This is a genomic window from Aquimarina sp. EL_43 (genome assembly GCF_943422735.1).
In the GTDB taxonomy this organism is placed as follows: Bacteria; Bacteroidota; Bacteroidia; order Flavobacteriales; family Flavobacteriaceae; genus Aquimarina; species Aquimarina megaterium.
Window position 1 is genome coordinate 1,310,179 of record NZ_CALSBR010000001.1, and the last position, 23,542, is coordinate 1,333,720.

30 protein-coding genes are annotated in these 23,542 nt (G+C 32.3%); 21 read left to right on the forward strand and 9 right to left on the reverse strand.

Features of this window, described 5'->3' with window-relative positions; translation table 11 throughout:
• The first annotated feature begins 27 nt into the window (after positions 1–27).
• From NNL09_RS06055 to NNL09_RS06120, 14 genes are all read left to right on the forward strand, one after another.
• Positions 28–342: a hypothetical protein gene (locus NNL09_RS06055; RefSeq protein ID WP_025664490.1), complete on the forward strand. Its 315-nt coding sequence runs from the start codon at positions 28–30 to the stop codon at positions 340–342.
• A 563-nt stretch (positions 343–905) separates the two neighbouring features.
• Positions 906–1,052 carry a hypothetical protein gene (locus NNL09_RS06060; RefSeq protein WP_160170064.1) on the forward strand — a complete coding sequence of 49 codons (147 nt, stop codon included), beginning with the start codon at positions 906–908 and terminating at the stop codon, positions 1,050–1,052.
• 18 nt (positions 1,053–1,070) lie between these two features.
• A complete protein-coding gene (locus NNL09_RS06065) occupies positions 1,071–1,232 on the forward strand; it encodes a hypothetical protein (RefSeq protein WP_160170065.1) in 162 nt (53 codons plus the stop codon).
• 537 nt (positions 1,233–1,769) lie between these two features.
• Positions 1,770–1,952, forward strand: a complete 183-nt coding sequence (locus NNL09_RS06070; RefSeq protein WP_025664492.1) for a hypothetical protein — start codon at positions 1,770–1,772, stop codon at positions 1,950–1,952.
• Between the two features lie 46 nt (positions 1,953–1,998).
• Positions 1,999–2,181 (forward strand): hypothetical protein, encoded by a 183-nt coding sequence (locus NNL09_RS06075; RefSeq protein WP_025664493.1) that lies wholly within the window; start codon positions 1,999–2,001, stop codon positions 2,179–2,181.
• Positions 2,182–2,191: 10 nt separating this feature from the next.
• Complete coding sequence (locus tag NNL09_RS06080) at positions 2,192–2,329, forward strand: hypothetical protein (protein ID WP_159025429.1); 138 nt, start codon at positions 2,192–2,194, stop codon at positions 2,327–2,329.
• A gap of 106 nt (positions 2,330–2,435) precedes the next feature.
• On the forward strand, positions 2,436–2,999 hold the full coding sequence (locus tag NNL09_RS06085) for a hypothetical protein (RefSeq protein WP_025664494.1): 564 nt from the start codon (positions 2,436–2,438) through the stop codon (positions 2,997–2,999).
• Between the two features lie 141 nt (positions 3,000–3,140).
• Positions 3,141–4,676: a vitamin K epoxide reductase family protein gene (locus NNL09_RS06090; RefSeq protein ID WP_196909443.1), complete on the forward strand. Its 1,536-nt coding sequence runs from the start codon at positions 3,141–3,143 to the stop codon at positions 4,674–4,676.
• A gap of 138 nt (positions 4,677–4,814) precedes the next feature.
• The gene (locus tag NNL09_RS06095; protein ID WP_159025430.1) at positions 4,815–4,970 is read left to right on the forward strand and encodes a hypothetical protein; all 156 of its coding nucleotides are present in this window, start codon (positions 4,815–4,817) and stop codon (positions 4,968–4,970) included.
• Positions 4,971–4,992: 22 nt separating this feature from the next.
• A complete protein-coding gene (locus NNL09_RS06100; RefSeq protein ID WP_160170066.1) occupies positions 4,993–5,148 on the forward strand; it encodes a hypothetical protein in 156 nt (51 codons plus the stop codon).
• 44 nt (positions 5,149–5,192) lie between these two features.
• Entirely contained in the window at positions 5,193–5,363 is a 171-nt protein-coding gene (locus NNL09_RS06105) for a bacteriocin (protein WP_196909444.1), read from the forward strand.
• Positions 5,364–5,417: 54 nt separating this feature from the next.
• Complete coding sequence (locus tag NNL09_RS06110) at positions 5,418–5,606, forward strand: hypothetical protein (RefSeq protein WP_025664496.1); 189 nt, start codon at positions 5,418–5,420, stop codon at positions 5,604–5,606.
• Between the two features lie 123 nt (positions 5,607–5,729).
• A complete protein-coding gene (locus NNL09_RS06115) occupies positions 5,730–6,206 on the forward strand; it encodes a hypothetical protein (protein ID WP_025664497.1) in 477 nt (158 codons plus the stop codon).
• A 40-nt stretch (positions 6,207–6,246) separates the two neighbouring features.
• Positions 6,247–6,726: a regulatory protein RecX gene (locus NNL09_RS06120; protein ID WP_025664498.1), complete on the forward strand. Its 480-nt coding sequence runs from the start codon at positions 6,247–6,249 to the stop codon at positions 6,724–6,726.
• A gap of 54 nt (positions 6,727–6,780) precedes the next feature.
• On the opposite strand, the gene NNL09_RS06125 is transcribed toward NNL09_RS06120, so the two are convergent.
• Positions 6,781–8,175 (reverse strand): S41 family peptidase, encoded by a 1,395-nt coding sequence (locus tag NNL09_RS06125; protein WP_196909445.1) that lies wholly within the window; start codon positions 8,173–8,175, stop codon positions 6,781–6,783.
• Between the two features lie 554 nt (positions 8,176–8,729).
• On the opposite strand from NNL09_RS06125, the gene NNL09_RS06130 reads away from it, so the two are divergent.
• Positions 8,730–8,876: a hypothetical protein gene (locus NNL09_RS06130; RefSeq protein ID WP_160170067.1), complete on the forward strand. Its 147-nt coding sequence runs from the start codon at positions 8,730–8,732 to the stop codon at positions 8,874–8,876.
• A 122-nt stretch (positions 8,877–8,998) separates the two neighbouring features.
• On the opposite strand, the gene NNL09_RS06135 is transcribed toward NNL09_RS06130, so the two are convergent.
• The 3 genes from NNL09_RS06135 to NNL09_RS06145 all read right to left on the reverse strand — a co-directional run bounded on the left by NNL09_RS06135 (position 8,999) and on the right by NNL09_RS06145 (position 12,387).
• A complete protein-coding gene (locus NNL09_RS06135; protein WP_025664500.1) occupies positions 8,999–9,883 on the reverse strand; it encodes a cupin-like domain-containing protein in 885 nt (294 codons plus the stop codon).
• 156 nt (positions 9,884–10,039) lie between these two features.
• The gene (bioB, locus tag NNL09_RS06140) at positions 10,040–11,143 is read right to left on the reverse strand and encodes a biotin synthase BioB (RefSeq protein WP_025664501.1); all 1,104 of its coding nucleotides are present in this window, start codon (positions 11,141–11,143) and stop codon (positions 10,040–10,042) included.
• A gap of 83 nt (positions 11,144–11,226) precedes the next feature.
• The gene (locus NNL09_RS06145; RefSeq protein WP_196909446.1) at positions 11,227–12,387 is read right to left on the reverse strand and encodes a beta-ketoacyl synthase N-terminal-like domain-containing protein; all 1,161 of its coding nucleotides are present in this window, start codon (positions 12,385–12,387) and stop codon (positions 11,227–11,229) included.
• Positions 12,388–12,515: 128 nt separating this feature from the next.
• On the opposite strand from NNL09_RS06145, the gene NNL09_RS06150 reads away from it, so the two are divergent.
• A complete protein-coding gene (locus NNL09_RS06150) occupies positions 12,516–12,965 on the forward strand; it encodes a cytochrome c oxidase assembly factor Coa1 family protein (RefSeq protein ID WP_196909447.1) in 450 nt (149 codons plus the stop codon).
• Complete coding sequence (locus NNL09_RS06155; RefSeq protein WP_231389221.1) at positions 12,946–13,956, forward strand: hypothetical protein; 1,011 nt, start codon at positions 12,946–12,948, stop codon at positions 13,954–13,956. Before NNL09_RS06150 ends, NNL09_RS06155 begins: the two co-directional genes overlap by 20 nt.
• Here the strand turns inward: NNL09_RS06155 and bioA are convergent.
• Genes bioA through NNL09_RS06175 form a run of 4 tightly spaced genes read right to left on the reverse strand, consistent with a single transcriptional unit; the run spans position 13,953 to position 17,421 of the window.
• Positions 13,953–15,218, reverse strand: a complete 1,266-nt coding sequence (gene bioA, locus NNL09_RS06160) for an adenosylmethionine--8-amino-7-oxononanoate transaminase (RefSeq protein WP_196909449.1) — start codon at positions 15,216–15,218, stop codon at positions 13,953–13,955. The genes NNL09_RS06155 and bioA overlap by 4 nt on opposite strands.
• A 42-nt stretch (positions 15,219–15,260) precedes the next feature.
• Positions 15,261–15,881, reverse strand: a complete 621-nt coding sequence (gene bioD, locus NNL09_RS06165; RefSeq protein ID WP_196909450.1) for a dethiobiotin synthase — start codon at positions 15,879–15,881, stop codon at positions 15,261–15,263.
• 2 nt (positions 15,882–15,883) lie between these two features.
• Positions 15,884–16,279, reverse strand: coding sequence for a putative signal transducing protein (locus tag NNL09_RS06170; RefSeq protein ID WP_035095451.1), 396 nt, complete (start codon positions 16,277–16,279; stop codon positions 15,884–15,886).
• Positions 16,276–17,421, reverse strand: coding sequence for a pyridoxal phosphate-dependent aminotransferase family protein (locus tag NNL09_RS06175; protein ID WP_196909451.1), 1,146 nt, complete (start codon positions 17,419–17,421; stop codon positions 16,276–16,278). Before NNL09_RS06175 ends, NNL09_RS06170 begins: the two co-directional genes overlap by 4 nt.
• A gap of 116 nt (positions 17,422–17,537) precedes the next feature.
• Between NNL09_RS06175 and NNL09_RS06180 the strand changes: the two genes are divergently transcribed.
• The 4 genes from NNL09_RS06180 to NNL09_RS06195 are packed head-to-tail and all read left to right on the forward strand — an operon-like array spanning position 17,538 to position 20,677.
• Positions 17,538–18,059, forward strand: a complete 522-nt coding sequence (locus NNL09_RS06180) for a DUF2975 domain-containing protein (protein WP_025664508.1) — start codon at positions 17,538–17,540, stop codon at positions 18,057–18,059.
• A gap of 2 nt (positions 18,060–18,061) precedes the next feature.
• A complete protein-coding gene (locus tag NNL09_RS06185; RefSeq protein ID WP_025664510.1) occupies positions 18,062–18,268 on the forward strand; it encodes a helix-turn-helix transcriptional regulator in 207 nt (68 codons plus the stop codon).
• Between the two features lie 60 nt (positions 18,269–18,328).
• Positions 18,329–20,131, forward strand: a complete 1,803-nt coding sequence (locus NNL09_RS06190; protein ID WP_196909452.1) for a M61 family metallopeptidase — start codon at positions 18,329–18,331, stop codon at positions 20,129–20,131.
• Between the two features lie 6 nt (positions 20,132–20,137).
• Positions 20,138–20,677: a GNAT family N-acetyltransferase gene (locus tag NNL09_RS06195; RefSeq protein WP_196909453.1), complete on the forward strand. Its 540-nt coding sequence runs from the start codon at positions 20,138–20,140 to the stop codon at positions 20,675–20,677.
• Here the strand turns inward: NNL09_RS06195 and NNL09_RS06200 are convergent.
• The gene (locus tag NNL09_RS06200) at positions 20,655–23,501 is read right to left on the reverse strand and encodes a S9 family peptidase (RefSeq protein ID WP_196909454.1); all 2,847 of its coding nucleotides are present in this window, start codon (positions 23,499–23,501) and stop codon (positions 20,655–20,657) included. The genes NNL09_RS06195 and NNL09_RS06200 overlap by 23 nt on opposite strands.
• Positions 23,502–23,542 lie beyond the last annotated feature (41 nt).

Genomic DNA, 23,542 nt, shown 5'->3' on the forward strand with positions numbered 1-23,542 from the left:
GCTTTATTAATCAAAAAACAAACAATTATGAATATTATCATCAAGCAAATCGAAATGATCGAGAGAATTGACCGACTCATACGCCTACAAGCCACGGGAACTCCTGTAGAGCTAGCATCAAGACTAGGAATCTCTAGAGCGCAAACCTATAGGATTATTGATATTATGAAAGAGCTAAATGCTCCTATCACTTATGATTTTACAATACAGAGTTTTGTATATGAAGAAACTGTAGGTTTTAAATTTGGGTTTTATACAAAAGAACTCGACGCCACAGAGATTAGATCTGTTAGTGGAGGAAATTCTTTTGAAAGATTACAATACCTGGCTGCCAGCATATAAAATGAAATCTCACAAGTACAACCATAGACAAAAGGATTTATATCATTTATTTATAATACTTCCTATAATTATAAATTGTTCAATATAGGTAAACAGAAAAATCATGAAATCAATTCTATTACTAATTGTATATCATACTTATGTTTAACGCAACTATATAAATACACGAACCTAAATTTGGAGAGTAAAATGAAAAAATCTTTTGAATAAAAATCCTGGAAAATCAATTTTCCGGGATTTTTTTATTTCCCCCAATCGACTTTATCATTTTAACGTGAATAATGGGTAAGAAATTTTCGTCGGTTTGAGTGCCAAATCTCTGATTTGGTATATCGAAAACAAGAAAATTTATAGCTAAAAAGTACTTCTCGATATTAAATTCTTATAGAATTTCACTCGAAGTGACGTATTTGCTCTTATCCATTATTCACATCATTTAATAAACTTTATAAGAGCATCTCATAAAATGAGACCATCGCATACTATCATTGTAGTATAAAAGAGATAGCGTAGCTGTATTTACAGCTGTAACAACAAAATCATTAATCATTAAATCGTAAAAAATGAAAAATTTAAGTAACAAAGAGGCATTAGAAACCAATGGAGGGTCAGCATTTCCTATTCCTAGTTGGTTACAGCCTTTAGCAGATTATTTTTTTGGTGTACCAAAAGAGGAAAAGGAAAACCATACAAATTCAAATAATCACTAATTACAAAAACATAAAAAAATGAAAAACTTAAACAACTACAACGTTCAGGAACTTCAATCAAACGAACTTTTTAACAACAACGGAGGTACTTTATTAATATCTGCTACTACACGTAAAATCATTTGCGAAGTTACCACCGGTTTTTTCAATATTCCGACTACTTCATTTACACTATCATAATTATTGATAGTAAAAAAGAAAAGATCAAAAGAATTAGATTGTAAAAAAACGAACCATTTGGATTGATAACACATCAGTGTTTGCATTGTAAAAAAAGAGTCTTGTAGTAACAAGGCTCTTTTTTTGCTTTATGCCAAATAGCACTCTTCTTTCCTGAAAAAGTATTAAGGAAGTTACAGCAATTCTATTTCTGAAAAAAACTTAACAACTATAGTATACTATCCCGAAATAAATACTAGGGCAGACTAGACTCTAAGAAACATGAATAGTGAAGCGCTTAATAGATGTTGAAATGGTATTGATACTTTGTTATTGCCCTACATATCATGTCTTATTTAAAAATAATCATGAAAAAATGAAAAAAAAATATCAGTCTCACAAGATGAGACAGCCCCACCGTATCATTGTACTGTGAAAGGGAAACAACAAAGCTTTTCACGATTGTTGCAACAACAAAAAAGAGTTTACATATCGATTTGACGGAATAGATAGTGTAAGCATAAATTAAAAAAATCATTAATCATTAAATCGTAAAAAATGAAAAATTTGAACAACTTAGAATTTCAAGAATTATCAAAACAAGAAGCAACAGAAATTAACGGAGGTATCGTTTGTGGTGGATTCTGTGTAGGAGCTCTTATCGTAATTGGAGTTGGTGCTTTAGGTCTAGGTATATACAACGGATACCAGGATGAAAAAGACAAGCACGAAAAGAAATAAGAAAAAATTTAAAACAAAACATTAATTAATTAAAAAAACAAATAACATGAATACTTTAGAATTAAACGTAACAGAATTATCAAGCAAAGAATTAAGAACTTTAGAAGGTGGTGTTATCGATCCTATCACTGTAACAGCAGCTGGAGCAGCAGTAGTACTTGCAGCTATCGGTGGACTTTACAAAGCTGGAGAAGCTATAGGAAAAGGACTTTACCACCTTTTTAACTAATATAACTATCATGGGTATATTTCAAAAAGGTAGTGGTGTTGATATTACTCCTTATTTAGAATATGTTGTACTTGCAATCGTTGCAGTAATCTTTTTCTATAACGCTGGAGTTGCGATAGGTAAATTTATCTATCATATTAAACACTAGACCACTAAAATAACCCTCTGGTATATTGCCAAGAGGGTTATTTATTTTATTAAAAAAACACCACAATTCGTGCTGAACTTGTTTCAGTCTCAAAAAATCTAATATCATGGAATCAAAAGTTTTAATACATATTATAAAAGAAATAGAAACAACAGAAAATACAATACAGGTAGAAGAATTTATTACCGATTTATTTGTGTATACCAAGCAAAAAGATAATGATGTTTTCTATAGAAAAGATGAAGATAAAATGTATGCTGTAAACAAAATAGCAAAAAACATAACACCTATTTCATTAGATCAAAGGCAACAACAAGCTGATCAATTTAAAAAACTATTTTCTCAAATAGACGTTGAGCATAAAGCAGAAGAAAATAGCCGAAGCATAAGTATTGATGGTAAAGGCAATATCGTAACCATATCGGGAGAAGTAAAAATATCTAAATTTCCTGACCTTGAACATACAGCTAATCTTGGAGCGTATAAATTATTAAGCAAATCATCTTTGGTAGATATCGATATGGAAAATAACGAAATCACCAATTATGCAGATATTAATATTAATGTACAGGGAAAAAGAATTAAAAATAAAACCGTGATAAAAAACATTGAGGTTTTAACCACCGATATTAATCGATATGATTATTTACTCAATTATTCGGTAAACTAACCTCTCTGATCTTCTATGCACATAGAAATCTATATATAAAAAGAATTGATTTTCAGATGATCTTTTGAATTCTATGATCGTTCGGCTATCTGAAAATGTATTGCATTCACTCTATTGTATAACCGAAAAAAACATTTTATTTTGGATCAAACGGTATTAAAAATTCTTCTGCAACTTAAAAGAGAACTCTCATTAGAAATTCCTAATGAGAAATTAGAATCACTTTTGCTTAGTCATCAGGATTATCCCAGTATCTTTTCTTTTTCTGATACATTAAAAAAAATAGGTGTCGAAAATAAGGCAGGCAGAATCTCATCGGATCAATTACTGAAATTATCTCCTATTTTTCTAGCGTATTCTATAGAAGAAGGCCTGGTAATCGTTACTAACATTTCGGGTGCCGAAATACGCTATTATAGTGGTAATAGTAATACCCTTATTATAGAAAGTTTTGAGGACTTCTTACAGAAATGGAATGGTATTGTTCTTTTGATTGATACCGATGCTATTGTTGAAATGTCTAAAGAAGATCTGGCTCGCGAAAAACTAAAAAGAACGAAACATTTTGGAGCTTTGTCTTTATTAGTTATTCTTATCACCTTATCGATAAAAAGTTATCATGGAGTATTTAATCTGTTCTTACTTACAAAATTAGCAGGAACTCTTATTAGTTTACTAATAGTATATACCGAGGTTAGCATCATACATAAATCTAAATTCTGTAAATCTAATGATCATATAAGCTGCGAAGGTGTCTTAAACTCTGGGGCTTCTAAAATTTTTTCCTGGCTTTCTATGTCAGATTTAGGGTTATTATACTTTTCAGGAAGTTTTATATCGATTTGCATTGCTTCGATGGCCTCCAATTTTAAAAGTGTTGCTTTTTTGATAAGTATACTCTCCTTTTTTACATTTCCATATATATTTTTTTCTATTTACTATCAATATAAAATAGTAAAGAAATGGTGCATGTTGTGCCTGGTAATCCAGGGGATATTTTTTATAGAAACCTTACTTTCTTCATATTTTCTTTTTAACAACAATTTCGAATCATCTATAAATGGATTTCTCATACCTGGTATTTCTTTTTCATTAATCATCATTATATGGTCTTATCTAAAAAACCCTGTATATAAATATTTTCAATTTAAAGAAAGTATGTACAAATACGTAAGGCTAAAAAACAATCCCGAAGTTTTTACACTACTACAAGAGAAAGAGAACCTTATTAATACTGCTTTTACTGAAAATCATATTGTATTCGAAAATTCTAAGGACATCGATAAAAGAGCAGCTTTGGTCATAAATCCTTATTGTCACCTCTGTGCAAAGGAGTTTCAAAAAATCCTTGAAATCAATAAAACTTCTGAGGGGATCAATTTCTCATTGATTTTTTCTGATACCGACAGCAATGAAATCTCACAATTTCTTATTGAGCTGTATTATAAAAAGACAAAATCAGAATTCCTATCCGTATTAAGTAAGTGGTTTGAACACAAAAATTTAAATACACTAAAGGAAAAGTATGCCATAGAAATATCTGAAAAATCGAGAACAACTTATGCCCAACACAAAAAATGGTGTACCCAGAATAATATTTTGCAAACTCCGCTTACTATTTTTAATAATAGAAAATTATCAAATCACTATACCATAGAAGATCTTATCACATTCTAATAGTGTTTTCCATACTTTTTTCAGAAAAAAATATAGCGTCTCATAAGATGAGACATTCACCTCTTATCATTGTACTATCAAAAGGAATTGAAAAGATTTATTACCATAAAATAACTATTAATCATAAAAACGTAAAAAATGAAAAATTTAGAAAAACTTGGAGTTCAATCGTTAAGTACTACTGAAACCAGAGAAACACAGGGAGGTATAATTTTCCCGGGACTTTACACAAGCTTAGTAACCGAGGCTATCATCTTTGTACACAATGTAAAAAAAGTAATCAAACAATTATAACAAATTGCAAAAATTAAGTGTCATGAAAAATCAAGTTATAAGCCAGTACACATTATTATCATCAAAAGAAATCACAACCATTAATGGTGGTTGCGGAGGAGAGGACATTGAGTGTCCAGAATTAGAGTTATTACAAGAAGTATTAGACAATTTAAAACATCTACTTGCAGTGCTCTAAGCACTTTAGTATCATTAATAATCATCAATCTTAAAACAAAAATCATGAAAAATTCAAAATCATTCGAAGCATTAAACAACGATCAATTAAATACCATTAATGGTGGTTTGGTTATTCCAAATCTGGGAGATCTGGATACATTTCCAATTGTACCATTTGGTGATCCTAGAGAATGGGATAACTATTTTCCTAAAAAAGAAACTTCTAGTTTCTAAACTACTTTAATTTCATCAATCATCATTATATCATCAATCTTAAAACGAAATCGCATGAAAAGTTATAAAACTGCATCCTTTCAGGAATTAAATGCATCAGAACTAATCACAATAGAAGGTGGTGCTTTTTTTCCTGCAATTTCTACCTCTGATACACCAGGATTGCCTGGACTTGACCACCAATTTAATAAAGATTGGGGATGGGTCGGGAGCGGTCCCGGAGGTCAAAATACTAGCTTGTAAACTAATGAGTAAAGTTAGTGAGTTCATTTTCTCCTATAATCTATTTGGTTATAGGAGAATTATGCTTCTAAGCTTTTCTTTATAAAAGAATATTCAATTCTATATATCTCAAAAACATACACCATGACAAACGAAAAAGAACTACTCTATAAAATCCTTGAAAACTTTAATGGAATGGGGAAAATCGAAGCTTATGATCTAACCCATAAACTAGAAACTCTTTTGTTTTATGCATCTAATCCAGTTAATGCCAAGGAACTTAAACAACTGATAGTTTCTGATATGGATCATGATCATGAAATTGATCCTTTTCATTTCACTATTCTGCCAAATGGTAATTTTTGTGAGTTTGTAGGTTGTAATAATTGGATGCATGTTTACAAAGAAAACAAGAGGATATTACCTGATTGGCCTGTTTTTGAAACTTATTATTTTAAAACAAGATATGCTCCTTTAGAACTTAAAAAACTAACCAAAAAAAATCTGTTACAAGATGTAAAAGAAAAAAATGAAGACGAAAAAGTAAGAGCCTTTTTAAAGCAATATAATGTTTGTAAAAAGGATGTAGTGACCAACAGATTATTAATTTTAGAAGCATAACTTTTGGGGTAATTATAAAAGTCACTGTACATTTGTGGTCATGTATAGAAATCCCATTACATCTATAACTGTAGCCGAGGCATTACGAAAAATGGAACGCTATTGTGCCTACCAGGAACGTTGTCATAAAGATGTAGAGGATAAATTAAGGACTATGAAACTTATTCCAGAGGCTAAAGAAAAAATTATTCTACATCTTCTGGATCAAAATTTCCTTAATGAAGAACGTTTTGCCAAAGCGTTTGCCCGAGGGAAATTTAATATCAAAAAATGGGGTAAACAACGAATAGTACGTGAACTCAAATTTCGTAATATCTCACCTTACAATATAAAAACGGCACTTAAAGAAATACCCGAAAAAGATTATTTTGAAACTTTTCATAAGCTTGCCGAAAAAAAATACTACAGTATTACTGAGCAGGACAAAAACAAAAAACGTAAAAAACTTATAGACTATCTTTTGTATCGGGGATGGGAAACCACTCTTGTTTATGAAAAAGTGAATGAGTTAATTCTATGACGTAAAAAGGAGCAATATATCAATTTAGAAACACTGCCCCCTTTCATAAAATTTCTATTTATTTAACAGAGTGATTGCTCTTTCTATTCCGCTATCTTTTTCATTAACAAAATCGTCGTTAGAAAATAGTGGAACTCTATTTCCTTCACTTGGCCCAACCCCAATTGCTTCATAAACCTTTCCATTAACATCACTATACACCTCATTAGACAATGCTATTGAAGCTCCGTTTGGTAAAGTGTGTGCTAAAATATCAGAAAAAACTCCATTGGTATTATCACCAACTAATGTTACATAAGGTAAATCTTTCATACAAAGTGTAAAAACCTCTGCCGCACTTGCTGTTAAAGGGCTTGTTAATACTACTATGTCCTCCTTAAATTGAAAATCACCTTTGGGAGTCATAGATACCGATGTGCTTTTGGTAAAACCGCTTCCTAATTTTGCTTTTTTAGAAAATGCAAGTCGTTCATGATCCAAAAATCGCGAAGCTATATTCACTGAAGCCATGTCGTATCCCCCACCATTAAAACGAACATCTATTATTAATTTAGAAACTGCAGCACCTTTAAGATCATTCATTATTTTGTCTAATACCGAGCTTAATATTTCCATCTCATTTTTTGTGGTATCACTATACCCTTCCATTCCCAAAATATTAATATATGCGATATCATTGCCAATCATCCCCCACACGATTTTTCCTTTTTCATCAGCCTTAAATTCGTTATCTAAATACTTTACTGCTATGGTTTGTAATTTCTGGTTATATAGTGTATTGTAATCTTCTCCAGATTGGATAAGTAAGTTTCCACTTAAACTTGAATTTAATCTAGAAATCAGATCAGGAGAACCTGCATCGATCGCAATATTATTAGCTTCATCATCAATACCTACATGCCCATCCTTTAAAAGAAAAACTAACTCTTGTAGAATATCATAAAAATTCTCTGAAGTTACTTGTTCTCTTAGGTTTTTGTATTGCGACCAGTTTACATTTCTTGTTTCAAAAAAAGCATAATAATCATTAAAAATGTTCCAAAAATGATCAAAATTAATCTTTGGATCTTTAGTATTGGCAATCTGATTAGGGAGGCAAAACTCATTTTGATTTAATAACCTCTTAAACTCAATACTAGATGCACTAAGCTCTGGAGCCCCTACCAATTTGTCTGGGCCAATTAGATCTAGCGGTACACCCCAAGATTCTTCTGGCACAAAATTATTTTCTATAATTGTACATCCAATAGAATTTATGCCATACAGCACTTTTGTTGTGTCGGTAATCTTTACGACATATCCTTTATCTTCGGCTAACCAAAAGCCATTTATAGTTTTTTCTGGTTCGGGCTCAGGTTGATCATCATCAGACTTACAAGCTGTAAATAAAATCACGGATAAGATTAAAAAACACCTTTTTAAATTTATAATACCGTTGTGTAAATTCATACTAATCAAATTTTTAAAAGTTACATTTCATTGACAAATAAAAAACCTATCGGTCGCATTAAAAATGATCACAGTGCAGTACTCGCAAACATCAATTTATAAATAGACCGATATGTAATTAATTATAGCCAAAACTAGGTAGGGCTTATAAAATCGATGTCCGATATTATTAAAATTTAAGAATTCGAAACCTTTTTATTTTTAGATTTAAGTTGACAGGGGGTTAATCCAGTTTTTTTGAACGAAGTATAAAAAGTAAATCCTGATTTTTGTCCTATGGCAAATAAACCATACTTATGAAATTCTAATGAATTGTATAGAATTAATCCTGAATATTTTTCAAAATCCAAATCGCATAAATCATTATAAATGATAAGCAGATACAAAATTTTAGTATGTCTCAAAATATGAGACTCTTACGGCTTAAGTTTGAACCAGAAAACGATAAAAAGCTAAAGAAACTTATGAAAGAAGCTTTTGAGCAAACTAATCACTAGAATACTAATTAGAATCATAAATCTGTAAATTATTTAACTATGAAAAATTTAAATGAATTGAAAGTAAGCGAACTAAGCTTTGAAGAAACTACTCAAATAGAAGGAGGAGGTCCTATCGGAGACTTAATCGATGATATAGTAGAAGTTGTAGAAACTGCTATTGAAGTGATTAAGAATTTGAAAAAATTCACCCCAACCTTGTAAACATGCTAAGAGATTTTTAATCAGATTCTTCTCTGTTATTAAACATCCTTAGAAAACAAAACCTTGGCAATGAGTAAAAACTCGGTAGTCGAGGTTTTGTTTTTTATATAATCCTAAGGTTACTATATCTCTTCTTTAGTGTATCCGTTTCTTTTATTCGTTCGCAGAACTGCTTTATTATTTTTATAGTCGATCCACTTCTCTCCTCTGGTTTTTCGCATAAAATTATCCAGATATCGCATAAAAAAAACATTGTAACAAGCTTTTGAAAACTGAACAACTCCCTGGGGTGCAGAACGGATACTCATAGAAAATCCCGGAGTTAAATACGTCATCTGATGCCAATATCCTTCTGGCATATACAATGTTTCGCCATGTTTTAAATTTGCAATATACCCCCTGGCATGTTGTAACGCAGGCCATTTTTTAAAATCCGGATTTGCATAATCTATTCCTTGATGAGATAGTAATGAATGTGGTAATTTGTATAAATATTTTGTTTCTGAAGGTGGAAATAATATACATTGTTTTTCTCCATGAAAGTGAAAATGAAGAATATTAGCTAAATCTATATCATAATGCATAAAAACTTTAGAACCACTACCTCCGAAAAACAAAAACGGTAGTTTTTTCATAAATTTTAATCCTATTTCCTCTGGATATCTAAAATCCTGTTGAAGCCGAGGTACTTCTTTCAGTAAATTATATAAAAAAATACGATAATTGGTAGGTTCTTGTTCAAGTAGAGTAAGATATGCTCCCATTCTCATACTAGTGTGAGCTTCATTAAATTTACGCTCAGACGAAATAGGTCGATCATCATACAAAGGAACGGTCTTATCACCTGCTATATCATTGATATAAGAAAGATTCCATTTGGTATACGCAGGCCAATCTACAATTAACCGTTCGATTACAACCGGCTTTTGTAGTGTTACATATTTCTTAAGAAATTCCTCTTTGGTAATTGATTTTACCCTTGGTATTTGTTCTAAATTTAATTTCACTTACTAAAAATAAGCCTTAAAAATTAAGGCGATATCTGCCAAAAGTAGGTGATGGCAATATTATACTGATCTACATAAGTGTAGTCTGATGATAAAAAAATGCAGTTAAAAATATGTAAATGTTTATTAACCCTCAATAAGGGTTTTATCACATTTTTATTTATCTGCTATCACTCCTTTAGCTTTTTCTTTTGCTGCTTGGTTTCTTTCGATAGTATGATCTGGTCGGGACCATTTAGGTTTTTCTCCCAAAGGTTCAAATACAGAATCTTCTGCTTCGACTGTTTCAGGTTGAGCCTTTTTAACAAATGGTTTTTGCGGATTAAGCCCTAATGTTTTAAACATCTCCATATCCTTATTCACATCTGGATTAGGAGTCGTTAGTAACTTATCTCCTGCAAATATAGAATTTGCCCCGGCAAAAAAGCACATGGCTTGTCCTTCTCTACTCATTTCGGTCCTTCCTGCAGATAATCTTACTTGTGTTTTTGGCATTACGATTCTGGTAGTAGCAACCATTCTAATCATATCCCATATTGCTACAGGTTTTTCTTCTTCCATTGGAGTTCCTTCTACAGCAACCAATGCATTTATAGGTACTGATTCGGGTTGTGGGCTTAATTTTGACAATGCTGCCAGCATTCCTGCTCTATCACTCACTTCTTCTCCCATACCGATAATACCACCACTACAGACAGTTACATTCGTTTTACGAACATTATCAATTGTTTTTAATCGATCTTCATAACCTCTTGTAGAGATTACTTCTTTATAATATTCTTCTGAAGTATCTAAATTATGGTTATAGGCATACAATCCTGCCTCTGCCAACCGCTGAGCCTGATTTTCGGTAATCATACCTAATGTACAGCATACCTCCATATCAAGTTTATTGATTGTACGAACCATTTCAAGTACATTTTCAAATTCTGGCCCATCTTTAACATTACGCCAGGCAGCTCCCATACATACTCTAGAACTTCCCGAAGATTTTGCACGAAGTGCTTGTGCTTTTACTTGTTGTACGCTCATCAGGTCATTACCCTCGATATCAGTATGATATCTGGCTGCCTGTGGGCAATACCCACAATCTTCAGGACATCCTCCTGTTTTAATAGATAACAGGGTAGATACCTGTACGACATTAGGATCATGATATTCGCGATGAATAGTTGCTGCTTTATACAGTAAATCCATCATAGGTGTATTGTAAATATCAAGAATCTCTTGCTTGGTCCAATCGTGTCTAATAACGCTCATAAATCATCTAAATCTAAAAGTCAAATGTAAGAAAATCTGGTGTATTTGTATCAATTAATATAATAAAGTCATATCTCAAAAAATTAAAGACGCTCGAGCAAAATACTAACGGCATTACCCCCAAAACCAACAGCATTTACTATTATTTTATTTAACTGCTTGGGAAACTTATCATATGTTACATAAGGTACTGGTATAAATTCCTGATGTTTTAACATCAGTACTGCAAGCTCCAGGCTCAAGATCCCGCTAGCCCCAAAGGTATGCCCAATTTTCCATTTATTTGTTGTTAAAGCAGGCAGTGCATCTTTAAAAACAGTTTTAATCGCATTATATTCTGCCAGATCTCCTTTTACCGTACCAGGTGCATGTAACACGATCGCATCTATCTCATTTACAGAAGTTTCTCCTAAAGCCATTTTTATAGATTTTTGAAAACAATCTGCTTCTGTAGATATCGATATATTATGCTTTAATGGTTCTGTAGCATAGCCAATACCTCCAATTAAAGCTAAAGCATTTTCTTTTATTCCTTTTTCTATACATGCAATAGCAGCACCTTCACCAAGAAACATAGAATTTCTTTTTTTATTCCAATTCATTGCCTGGCATGGATATGCTGCTTTATCATTAGATGCATATATCTTAAGGGCTTTCATTTGTGCAATCGTAAATGGTGTTAATGGGGCTTCGCTTCCGCCTACCAAAAATTGGTCTGCCAAGCCCGATTGTAACCAGGCAACACCATTAAGCATAGCATGTAGCGCTGTCGAACAGGTAATTGAGTGACTTATTTCTGGCCCGCTGGTTTGTAAATCATGAGCAATCCATGATGAAATATTTCCGAGTGTAGTTGTGGGTGAACTTAATGTAGACGATTTACCACTTTTTAGAAATTCCTGGTGGTATTTTTCAAAAAGTCCTGTTGCCCCACGAGAAGAACCTATATTAATCCCAAAATTGCGATCGTCATTCCATCCAGCATTTTTAACTGCTTGTCTGGCTGCAAAAACACCAAAAAGAACCGAGTCATCCAATGCCTCATAATGAGAACTCTCTACTCTTAGTTCTTTTATTTTCTGTTTTACGTTTTGAGAAAGTAATGCAATTGGGGCTTGTTCTCCTTCAAAATCTTTAAAAGAGATACGATGTGATGGATCTTTATATGCTTTCCATATATCGTCAGAAGAAACTCCTAATGGAGATATAGAAGAAATTCCTGTTATTGATATTATCTGTTGCAATTTTCAATTTTTGGCAAATGTACAGGTTTGTTCGATCTTGTTCAATAGTTATATCATTTATCATAAGATTTTAGTAACAAAAAACACATTTTAGATACTTATCTTTATAGGATATAATGATAAAAATTATGGAGGATCATATACAACAAAAGAGCTGGTTTGCCAGAAATTGGGGCTGGGCAGTTCCTGTGGGAGGCTGTCTTACTCTAATTGTTTTGTTTTTTATTTTTTTAGGCTCTCTGGTATTTGGTGTAAGCGAATTAATCACTGAATCTGCTCCTTATCAGGATGCTCTTTTTAAAGTAAATGAAGATGAATATGTAGTAAGTATCCTGGGAGAACCTATAGAGACTAATGGTATAATGAATGGTAGCCTTTCTTATAAAAATAACACAGGATCTGCAGATATATCAATTCCTATAAAAGGGCCAAAAGGTGAAGCACAATTATATGTTGTGGGTACTAAACAAAATGACCAATGGACATACAAAGAAATGTATGTAATCATTGATGAAACCGATGAACAAATTGATTTATTAGGATATCAACAAAATGAATATGACAACGAAAATCCATAGTAATTTAGTAGTATTCGGAGTACCAGTACTCCTTATTTTGTTAGTGGTTTTGATCACCAAATCACAAATTTTTGCTTCAAATACCGGTGCATTATCAATTGGTATCACTCTTGATCTACTTTTTACGATACCCATTGTTTATTTTATATTAATCAAAAAGAAAAATATTCCTAAAACCACTATCGTTCCTTTTTTTATTCTAGGAATGGTTATCGCTTCTTATATTATTCCACAAGAACATCAGTCTACACTAAATTGGGTAAAAAACTGGATTTTTCCTTTTGTAGAGCTGGGTGTAGGTGTTTTTGTATTTTATAAAGTTCGCCAAACCATAAAACGATATAAGGTAAATGCAAAACAAGAACTAGATTATTTCTCTGCATTAAAGGAAACTTGTGGTGAAATTGCGCCTGGTAAAATTGCAATATTTCTTGCTATGGAGCTTGCAGTATTCTATTATGGATTCGTATCCTGGAAAAAGAGAATCCTAGCAGAAAATGAATTTACTTATCATAAAAATAGCGGAACCATTTCTTTATTAGCTGCACTTATCGTAATCATTGGTGTAGAAACCTATGTACTACATGTTCTTTTATTAAAATGGAGTGTAATTGCAGCCTGGATTGCAAGTGTATTAAGTGTATACTCTAGTATCCAGATCTTTGGTTTTCTAAAATCTATTATTAAAAGGCCCGTTACTATAGAAGGTAGTATTTTACATCTACGTTATGGTATCCTTAGTGAAACTACAATAAACATTAACGACATTGCATCTATCGAAATTACAAACAAAGAAATCGAATTCGATACTAAGACTATAAAATTATCTCCACTTGGTGAATTAGAAAGTCATAATATGCTAATCACCTTGAAAAAAGAAAATATGTTTTCTGGACTTTATGGAATGAAAAAAATGTATAAAACGATAGCATTTTTTATTGATGATAAAGAGAGGTTTATATCTTCTATAGAAGACAGGTTAAAGGATTAAACATTTTCTAATAACTCGACAATAGTATCATACACTTTCTGTAACTGTTCCTGAGTAATTACATACGGAGGGAGAACATAAACTGTGCTTCCCAGTGGTCTTAATGCTACACCATTTTTCATGAAATGGTCAAATATTTCATAGCGTTTTTTACCATAACGGTCCATTTCGATATCCAAATCCAGGGCATAAATTACTCCTGTTTGCCTGGTTCTTTTAATTTTAGGATGGTTTTTGATTTTAGCATCAAAATCCTTATGAGACATTGTTATTCTGTTTATACTATTTTGGATTTCTTCACTTTGTAAAAGCTCTATTGCCGCAAGGGCTACTGAGCAGGCTATAGGATTGGCAGAATAGGTATGCGCATGAAAAAAGGCTTTACCAATCGAATCATCAAGAAAAACATCATAGATTTCCTGAGTACAGCTTGTTACTGCCATAGGAACGAAACCTGCTGTTAAAGATTTAGACATTGAAATAATATCTGGTTTGGTTTCTATATGATCAGAAGCAAATGTTTTTCCGGTTTTTCCGAAACCTGTCATTACCTCATCTGCAATGGTAATAATAGTATTGTCTTTACAGATAGCAAGAATTTGATCCAGATATCTCGCTTCGTACATATGCATTGCATTGGCTCCCTGTACCAGTGGCTCATATATAAAGGCAGCTACTTCATGAGTTGCAATACATTCTTGTAATTCTTTTATAACACTATCAATATTTTCAAAATTTGGAGTAGGAATACGTTTAACATTTATAAAAAAATCTTCAAAAGGACCATTATAAACCGATAATCCCGAGGCAGACATTGCCCCAAAAGTATCCCCATGAAAACCATCTTCAAAAGCGATAATTGTATTTCTTTTTTCACCTCTATTAAAATGGTATTGTAGTGCCATTTTAATTCCTACTTCATTGGCTGTAGAACCATTATCAGAAAAGAATATCTTTTCTTGATTATCTGGTAATATTTTGATTAATTCTTCAGATAATTTTATAGCGGGCTCATGTGTAAAACCAGCAAATACAATCTGATCCAGCTGCTGCATCTGATATTGTACTTTTTCTAAAATATAATCATTACAATGACCATACATAGCAGTATACCAGGATGCAATCCCATCAATATATATATTCTCATCTTCATCATAAAGCAAAGCTCCTTTTGCTTTTATAATTGGTAATGCTTCAGGATGTATTTTATGCTGGGTGAGCGGATGCCAAAGATGTTTTTTATCTCTTTCTTTTAAAGTCATACAAGTGTCGCTTCCGCGAAAGCGAAGATTTTTTAGTGAATATTAAAGTGATTTTAATTGATCTCTAAACAGTTCTGCATATTCTGAAACTACCATTTTATCAAAATAAGGTTCATTGTCAATTCTTCCTATAACTGGGACTCCTGTCATTTTTTTTATGATACTTTCAGTAGTTTTATGTGCTGCCCCATTAAAAATAACAGACACGTTATATCCTTTTTCTTTTAAAATCTGGATGGTCATTAAGGTATGATTAATACTCCCCAAATAATGCCTTGAAACTACGATAACATGGTAATCAGACTGTATTAGATCCAGGATCGTATTGTTATTATTTAATGGCACCAATAATCCTCCGGCACCTTCAATAATCAAATCATTATTGGTTTTGGGAAGTGTTATTTTATCGATTTCAATAGAAATCTGATCAATTTCTGCTGCAGCATGCGGACTCATCGGCGTTTTTAAGGCATAGCTATTGCTATGAAACTTAGATTTCGAATTAGACACCAATTCTTGTACTTTATCGGTATCCGAATATTCTAAATCTCCTGCCTGTATTGGCTTAAAGTAATCTGCCTGCAACGACTCGACCACAATTGCAGAAGCTATCGTTTTACCTACTTCTGTGCCTATTCCTGTAACGAATATTTTTTTATTCATTTTTAGTCAAATTTGTGATTACATTCTTCACATCTATATTTCGTTTTTTGATTAATTGGTAATAGAAGCAAAAGAAAAAGAACCAAACTTTTAAAACTGTCAATCGTCGAATCCAGAACTATTTTTTCTCCATTACATTTTGGGCAAGAAATAGATTCTCCTTGATCATCTATAGCATATTTTTGTATACTTTCTATAATCTGAAGTGCTTTCTGTTCGTCTTCTGCTTTCACTCTCAATTTAACACCTCCAATAGCATTACTAACCAAAGGATCGGTATCGATCGTATGCATATCCATAGTAAAAACCTGGATTCCTTCTGATTCTATTCTCCCTTTGATGATCAAAGCTTCTGCCGAATATTGAAAAACAGCAACCGTTTTAAATGTTTCGCTCATATGCGTACAAAAGTAGCAAGTAGTTCTAAGACTTCCGAGATTTCTTCTTTAGAATTATAAGAATGTAAACAAAAGCGCAATCGTTCTTTACCTTGTGGCACAGTAGGTGACAAAATTGGCTTGACATCAAATCCTTTTTCCTGGATTTGGTTTGCAACTTTTTTTACATTTTCATTACCCGAAATAATACAGCAATGTATTGCGGAATTACTCTTAATAAATCTTGATGTTAGATGTTTGGATTCAAGCTCTTGGGTAAAAAAAGTAATATTTTCAATAAGTTTTTCAATTTCAGGTGTACATTTAAGTTCTTCATACGCCATTTTGATGGTTGCAATAGAGTGTGGTGGTAATCCGGTAGTATATATAAAACTTCTACAAAAATTTACTAAGTATGTCTTTAGATCCTTTGACCCTAAAATCACTGCGCCATGACAACCTAAAGCCTTACCAAAGGTATTGATTCTTGCAAAAACCCGGTCTTCTAGCCCTAATTTCTGAAGTAGCCCTACGCCATAATCACCAAACGCACCAGTTGCATGTGCCTCATCTACAATAAGGTGGCAATTGTATTTCTGACAAAATGCTATTAAAGATTTTAAGTCTGCACAATCTCCATCCATTGAAAAAACCGACTCTGTAACGATATATATTTCCTGATCACTGCTCGCATTTCGATTTCGTTCAACCTGAAACTTTAGATTTTCTATATCATTATGCTTAAATTTATAAGACTTGGCATTACTCATATGCATCCCGTCTCTAATGGAGGCGTGAATTAGTTCATCATAAAAAATAACATCTCCTCGTTGCGGTACTGCAGAAAAAAAACCAAGATTAGCGTCATACCCAGAGTTAAAAATTAAAGCCTCTTGAGCATTATGAAAATCTGCAAGCATTTTTTCTGTTTCTATGTATAATTTATGATTTCCGGAAAGTAAACGAGAACCCGTCGCTCCATTTTTTTGCATTATTTTTTTAATCAGTAATCGATGTGCTCCTTCAAAAATAGTTTTTGAAGACGCAAATCCCAGGTAATCATTAGACGAGAAATCGATCAACCCATTAGAATCGGTTAATAGCCGAAGAGAGTTGTTTTTGATACGATTATCTAGTTTTTGCTTTAGTTTTCTGGAAATCATGTTTCAAAGATACCACGAGGTTTTAGAAACCAAAAATTAAAAAATAGGTTTTTTAATAAAAAATTATCGTTTATCAATAATTTTAATATATTTGTTATCGTTAAACGATAATAAAAATGGAAACAAAACAAGTTTTAAATGCAATGAAAATAATATCCTGGGTTATATTCATTGGTTTATGTATTAAGTTGGGAGCAATACTTATTTCAAGTACAATAAGTCTTTTTGTAAATGAAGAAGCTGCAGAAAATTTATATTTAGGTTTAGATTTATCAAACCTTTATAGCTTTTCTATTCAGTATTATATCATGCTTCTATCACTAATTATTTCTATACTGGCCTTTAAGGTTTATATGTTTTATTTAGTAATTAAAATTTTTTCAAAGATTGATTTTGATAAACCATTTACTCCTGCTGTAGCACATCTAATTTCCAGTATTAGTTACGTTTCATTGTGGATAGGTTTATTAGCCTATTTTGCAACCAGATATAGTAAAAGGTTATTAAAAAAAGGGGTGGTTTTTGAATACGATTTTGGAAGCTCAGAATTCCTTTTTATGGCAGGAATTATATTCATCATTGCATTGATTTTCAAACGAGGAATTGAAATTCAGTCAGAAAACGAATTAACAATATAATTATGCCAATACTTGTAAATCTTGATGTGATGCTTGTTAAGCGAAAAATGAAGAGTAAAGAATTGGCAGAAAAAATTGGTATTACCACTGCTAATCTTTCGATACTTAAATCGGGAAAAGCGAAAGCTATACGCTTTTCGACGCTAGAAGCCATTTGTAAGGTTTTGGATTGTCAGCCATCTGATATTTTAGAATACACAGAAGAATAAATTTATATCTAGAATTAATACTTATATTTGAGTTTCATCATCATTTCAAAACGAATCATAATGAAATTAATACAGTTATTAATTGCAATACTATGTGTTCAAATAGGCTTCTCTCAATCAAAGAACCTATATCATATATCTTTTGAAAATGCTGTTCATCACGAAGCTAAAATACAAGCTACATTTTCTGATCTAAAAACAGAGACTATTTCTTTGCGAATGAGTAGAACATCACCAGGGAGATATGCTCTACATGAATTTGCCAAGAATATATATGACGTAAAGATTACAGACAGTCAAGGTAAAAAAGTTATGGTTACCCGCCCTAATCCTCATCAATGGGATGTTTCTGGTCATGACGGTACAATTAAAGTATCTTATACGCTATTTGCAGATCGTGGAGATGGGACATATTCTCAAATTGATGAAACCCATGCACATCTTAATATTCCTGCTACTTTTATGTTTGCTCCAGCACTAAAAGACAGAGCTGTAGAAGTAACTTTTGATCCCAGAAAAGATCTAAACTGGAAGATTGCCACGCAACTTTTTCCTGTTGGAAATCATAAATATACAGCTCCTAATCTACAGTATTTTATGGATAGCCCTGTAGAAATTAGTAATCACTCACTAAAAGCATTTACTGTTAAATCTGAAGGTTCAGAATACACCATACAATTTGCATTACACCACTTGGGAACCGAGGAAGAAGCTAATACTTATTTTGAAAAAGTTAAAAAAATAGTACTACAAGAGAAAGAAGTGTTTGGAGAATATCCAAAATTTGACAACGGAACCTATACTTTTTTGGCTTGTTATATGCCCAATGTGTCTGGCGATGGAATGGAACATAGAAACTCTACTATCCTAACCAGTACTCGCAGTCTTGCCAAAGAGGGAATGGATAGAAATATAGGAACTGTTTCTCATGAATTTTTTCATGCGTGGAATGTAGAACGTATACGTCCAAAAACATTAGAGCCTTTCGATTTTGAAGCCGCTAATATGTCTGGAGAATTATGGTTTGCAGAAGGATTTACCAGTTATTATACTGGATTAATTTTATGCAGAGCAGGTATCATAAGCCAGGAAAAATATATTGAAGGACTAGCCAGATCTTATAATTATGTATGGAATTCTCCTGCCAGAGCCTATTTTAATCCTACAGAGATGAGTTACCAAGCTCCTTTTGTAGATGCTGCAACATCCGTAGATCCTGTAAATAGAGGAAATACATTTATCTCTTACTATTCCTATGGCAGTATGCTAGGGTTAGCTCTGGATTTATCTTTAAGAAACTATAAAGACCATCTTACTCTAGATGACTATATGAAGCTTGTTTGGCAAAAATATGGAAAGACTGAAGTCCCATACACAGAAGAACATCTGTTAACTACACTACAGGAATATGCAGGAGAGTCGTTTGCTAATGAGTTCTTTACTAAATATATCAATAATAGCCAGGTCCCTGATTATAAAACTCTATTTGCTAGTTTTGGAATTTCAGTGGTTAACAATTCTAAAAAGGTCTACTTTGCAGGAGTACCCATAAAGTATGAAAATAACAATGCTTTTATCTCTGATTATCCCAAAAAGGAGTCTCCTGCTTATATAACGGGATTAGATAAAGATGATGTTATTCTAACGATAGATAAAGATGCTATTACAGATGAAAAACAATTAGCTGAGATACTAAAAAAGTATACCCCTGGCGAAAAAGTAACGATAACCTACAAAAGGTTAGGTAAGGAAGTAAAAACTGAAATGACTTTTACTGCACATCCAGATGTTGAAACCAAATTACTACAAAACGCTAGTAAAGAAGCTATAAATAAACGTGAAAACTGGTTAAAAGCTAAATAATATACAATGAATATAACGTACACTGTTATTAGTTCTGAAGTAGAATTGCAACAGATTTTAGTGCTTCAGCGTGATAATCTACCGATTTCAATTTCTCAAACAGAAAAAGAAGCAGAGGGTTTTGTTTCTGTGCAACATGATCTTGATATTCTAAGAAAAATGAATAGCAAACAACCTCATATCATTGCTAAGGACGGTGATAAAGTAGTGGGGTATGCATTGTGTATGTTAAAAGATTTTAAGGATGATATAGAACTCCTAAAACCTATGTTTTCTATCATCGAAAACCACTTAGATTCTTCGATATCCTATGTAATAATGGGACAAGTATGTATTGATAAAGCCTATCGTAAACAAGGGATTTTTAGAGGTTTGTATCAAACCATGAAAACTGAATTACAAGACAAATACAATCTCTTAATCACCGAAGTAGCCTCAAATAATTCACGTTCTTTACAAGCACATTATGCCATTGGTTTTAAAACATTAATCACTCATGAATCAGATGGTATAGAATGGCACCTTATTCATTGGAACTGGGCGTGATACTAGACGCTCTTGTATTCTCTAAACCATATCCTAAGTCTTTTCCTTTTTGTACTCTGGGAATACCCTTGGTCATCCATTTAGGAGCAGGCTCACCTTTTAAATAATAATCAAAAAACTGCATCATTCTGATAGAAAGGTCCTGCTTGTTTTTTACTTTTTTTAGATTATGGGCTTCCTCATTATACACCAGTAGCCATACCGGTTTTTGTAATCTGCGCATTCCCATAAACATTTCTATACCTTGATAATAAGGTACTGCCCCATCGTTGTCATTATGCATCATTAGTAATGGGGTTTCTATTTTAGGGATACCAAAAAGTGGTGAGTTTTCAATATAAAGATCAAATCCATCCCATAGATTTTTACCTAGTCTACTTTGTGTTCTTTCGTATTGAAATGCTCTACTCAATCCCGATTTCCATCTGATTCCTCCATAAGCAGAAGTCATATTACTTACTGGAGCACCAGCCATTGCTGCCTTAAACTTATTAGTAACGGTTACCAGATATGCCACCTGATATCCGCCCCAGCTTTGCCCTTGTATTCCTATATTATCTCTATCTATATATCCCAATTCTTCTAATGCTTCTACTCCCGAAACTATACAATTATATGCACTGGCTCCTGGTTTACCTTCGTCATATACGATATCAGGAACAAACATGATATAATCATTACTTACCAAATAGGATGGGTTTACAATAGAAGCACTAGGTCTGGGCATATGATAACTACGATAGCTATCGGATCGTTTTTCATAAAAATAAGTGATCAAAGGGTATTGTCTTGAAGGGTCAAAATCTTCGGGTTTATAAATAATACCCTCTAGTTTTTTACCATCGTATGTTTTCCATGAAAATAACTCTGCAGTTCCCCATTTAAAATCTTTTTGATGTGGATTTACTACTGTTATTCTCTCAGAATTTTGAAAAGTATTTGTAGTTATATAAAGATCAGAAAATGTAGTGAAGTTTTGTTTTCTATAGCTATACACTTCGGCATTCTTTGCTTTTTTATAAGAGCTAATACGAAATTCTGAAGGCCTGATTTTTTCAATCAATTTTCCTTTTCGCAAAGTATACAACCCAGAAGCTTTTGTCACTTTATCAAAACTCGTAATGAGTAATTCTTTATTACAATATGTTGCTTTGTTTTTTTGTTCAGGGTCCAACATTTCTGTTCTATACTCAACATTGTTTTTCCTTCCGTTTTGCGTAAGATTTATTGGTTTTTCTTTTCCAGAAAGAGAAACTTGCCAAATATCAAATTTATCATAAATCAATGCGTTTCCTCTTGAATCAAATCCCCCAAAACCATAAGGAGAGGGTAGAGAAGGATGATCATCATCTTCATCATAAAATGCTACATCCAACTCGTTGGTAAGGTTTGTTTTTTTCAATGCAGATAAATCAATCGAAAACCAATGTTTTTCTTTCATGTCATAATGCAAAGCATATTGTCCATCTGGAGAAAGAATAGGCTGTCTCCCTTTGTTTTTAAGAATCAAATGTTTATTTCCTGTATTGGTATTAATCACATAATAATCTTTTGTCCATGGATAATCCCACGACCGCATTATATCATATGGAGATGTTGTTGCCCCTATTATATATTGTTGTTCCTTATTTTTATCAAAATTTAGCGTTTCGATAGTGTGATCCTGAATATGAACATATTGGTTAGATTTGGTATTATAGTATGATAAAAATGCTTTTTTATTAAGTTGTTCAAACTTTGATTTCTGTTCTGGCTGAATCAATTTATCCTGCCAGTTCCAAACATCTACCTGTGGTATTTCATCTTTTAATAATGTAGTATCTTTTGAGTATACTACTTTTGGCTTTGAATAAAAATATAACCTATCTCCATTATCAGAGAAAAAAGGCGTTTGATCTTTACTCAATTCCCAGTTCTCTCTAAGGTTTTTATCCGGAGTATTTACAAGCTCTTGCAGTTTACTATTTTTATAATAATACAACTCAAACCTTAAGGAGTCTATTGCCGTAGAATCAACTGCAGATAGATAGACAAATTGATTTCCATCTTTATATACTGCCAGTTTATCATAAATATATTTTGTAGTATCAATAGCTATTTTTGCTCCAGACGTTAAGTTATACTCATAAACTCCAATATCCTTTTGTTTATCCTTTTTATTTTTTAACGTATAATAAAATGTTTTTCCTTTCTCGGGTAGAATAAAATCTTTTATTTGATGAATCGTATCTTTTTGTTTTGTTTTTAGATTGTAAACCAAGGCATAATTCTGTTTAAATGCCATTGGAGCATTGTTGTCTATACTATCGTTTTTTTGTTCGGATAGGTTTTTTTTCTTTCCTATTCTCTTTTTTACTTTTTTAAAATTTTCAACGACCAACCAACCTTCTTGTTTTTTAGGCATTTTATATTTCTTCACCCTTAAGATAGAATCATAAATAGTATTATTTTTTACATCATAGATAAACAATCCATCTTTAGTTCTATCCTCTTTTTTTATTTCTTTCTTTTTCTCTGTTCTGGTGAGTTGATATTTAGGTCTTTTCTTAAAAACTACATAGTTTTCATCTGAGGATATTGAAGTATCATATCCATTAGGGTACTTAAATTTAGTTTTATTTTGAGTATTGTATATCTCTATATAGCCGTCTCCTCTTTTGGTATTGGTTTCAATAGTAGATACAATTAATTTCCCTTTATCTGATACTTTAACATCAGTAATATTTTTCCATAAATCGTAGTCAGCATGAGTCAACGTTTTTTTCTGAGCAGAAATCAATGAGGTGCTTAGTATAACTACAAAGGTGATTAGTCTTTGAATCATATGTAAGGTTTTAACATTAGAGTGATTAATATGCTCTCGAA

What these genes read in the sequence shown, in the direction of transcription:
- NNL09_RS06190 (WP_196909452.1), top strand. Translation starts at nt 18,329, where the DNA reads ATGAAATTAATACAGTTATTAATTGCAATACTATGTGTTCAAATAGGC.
- NNL09_RS06075 (WP_025664493.1), top strand. Translation starts at nt 1,999, where the DNA reads ATGAATACTTTAGAATTAAACGTAACAGAATTATCAAGCAAAGAATTA.
- NNL09_RS06095 (WP_159025430.1), top strand. Translation starts at nt 4,815, where the DNA reads ATGAAAAATTTAGAAAAACTTGGAGTTCAATCGTTAAGTACTACTGAA.
- NNL09_RS06055 (WP_025664490.1), top strand. Translation starts at nt 28, where the DNA reads ATGAATATTATCATCAAGCAAATCGAAATGATCGAGAGAATTGACCGA.
- NNL09_RS06195 (WP_196909453.1), top strand. Translation starts at nt 20,138, where the DNA reads ATGAATATAACGTACACTGTTATTAGTTCTGAAGTAGAATTGCAACAG.
- NNL09_RS06125 (WP_196909445.1), bottom strand. Translation starts at nt 8,175, where the DNA reads ATGAATTTACACAACGGTATTATAAATTTAAAAAGGTGTTTTTTAATC.
- bioA (WP_196909449.1), bottom strand. Translation starts at nt 15,218, where the DNA reads ATGACTTTAAAAGAAAGAGATAAAAAACATCTTTGGCATCCGCTCACC.
- NNL09_RS06115 (WP_025664497.1), top strand. Translation starts at nt 5,730, where the DNA reads ATGACAAACGAAAAAGAACTACTCTATAAAATCCTTGAAAACTTTAAT.
- NNL09_RS06110 (WP_025664496.1), top strand. Translation starts at nt 5,418, where the DNA reads ATGAAAAGTTATAAAACTGCATCCTTTCAGGAATTAAATGCATCAGAA.
- NNL09_RS06100 (WP_160170066.1), top strand. Translation starts at nt 4,993, where the DNA reads ATGAAAAATCAAGTTATAAGCCAGTACACATTATTATCATCAAAAGAA.
- bioD (WP_196909450.1), bottom strand. Translation starts at nt 15,881, where the DNA reads ATGAATAAAAAAATATTCGTTACAGGAATAGGCACAGAAGTAGGTAAA.
- NNL09_RS06150 (WP_196909447.1), top strand. Translation starts at nt 12,516, where the DNA reads ATGGAGGATCATATACAACAAAAGAGCTGGTTTGCCAGAAATTGGGGC.
- NNL09_RS06185 (WP_025664510.1), top strand. Translation starts at nt 18,062, where the DNA reads ATGCCAATACTTGTAAATCTTGATGTGATGCTTGTTAAGCGAAAAATG.
- NNL09_RS06070 (WP_025664492.1), top strand. Translation starts at nt 1,770, where the DNA reads ATGAAAAATTTGAACAACTTAGAATTTCAAGAATTATCAAAACAAGAA.
- NNL09_RS06065 (WP_160170065.1), top strand. Translation starts at nt 1,071, where the DNA reads ATGAAAAACTTAAACAACTACAACGTTCAGGAACTTCAATCAAACGAA.
- NNL09_RS06105 (WP_196909444.1), top strand. Translation starts at nt 5,193, where the DNA reads ATGAAAAATTCAAAATCATTCGAAGCATTAAACAACGATCAATTAAAT.
- bioB (WP_025664501.1), bottom strand. Translation starts at nt 11,143, where the DNA reads ATGAGCGTTATTAGACACGATTGGACCAAGCAAGAGATTCTTGATATT.
- NNL09_RS06060 (WP_160170064.1), top strand. Translation starts at nt 906, where the DNA reads ATGAAAAATTTAAGTAACAAAGAGGCATTAGAAACCAATGGAGGGTCA.
- NNL09_RS06200 (WP_196909454.1), bottom strand. Translation starts at nt 23,501, where the DNA reads ATGATTCAAAGACTAATCACCTTTGTAGTTATACTAAGCACCTCATTG.
- NNL09_RS06120 (WP_025664498.1), top strand. Translation starts at nt 6,247, where the DNA reads ATGTATAGAAATCCCATTACATCTATAACTGTAGCCGAGGCATTACGA.
- NNL09_RS06080 (WP_159025429.1), top strand. Translation starts at nt 2,192, where the DNA reads ATGGGTATATTTCAAAAAGGTAGTGGTGTTGATATTACTCCTTATTTA.
- NNL09_RS06085 (WP_025664494.1), top strand. Translation starts at nt 2,436, where the DNA reads ATGGAATCAAAAGTTTTAATACATATTATAAAAGAAATAGAAACAACA.
- NNL09_RS06180 (WP_025664508.1), top strand. Translation starts at nt 17,538, where the DNA reads ATGGAAACAAAACAAGTTTTAAATGCAATGAAAATAATATCCTGGGTT.
- NNL09_RS06155 (WP_231389221.1), top strand. Translation starts at nt 12,946, where the DNA reads ATGACAACGAAAATCCATAGTAATTTAGTAGTATTCGGAGTACCAGTA.
- NNL09_RS06175 (WP_196909451.1), bottom strand. Translation starts at nt 17,421, where the DNA reads ATGATTTCCAGAAAACTAAAGCAAAAACTAGATAATCGTATCAAAAAC.
- NNL09_RS06170 (WP_035095451.1), bottom strand. Translation starts at nt 16,279, where the DNA reads ATGAGCGAAACATTTAAAACGGTTGCTGTTTTTCAATATTCGGCAGAA.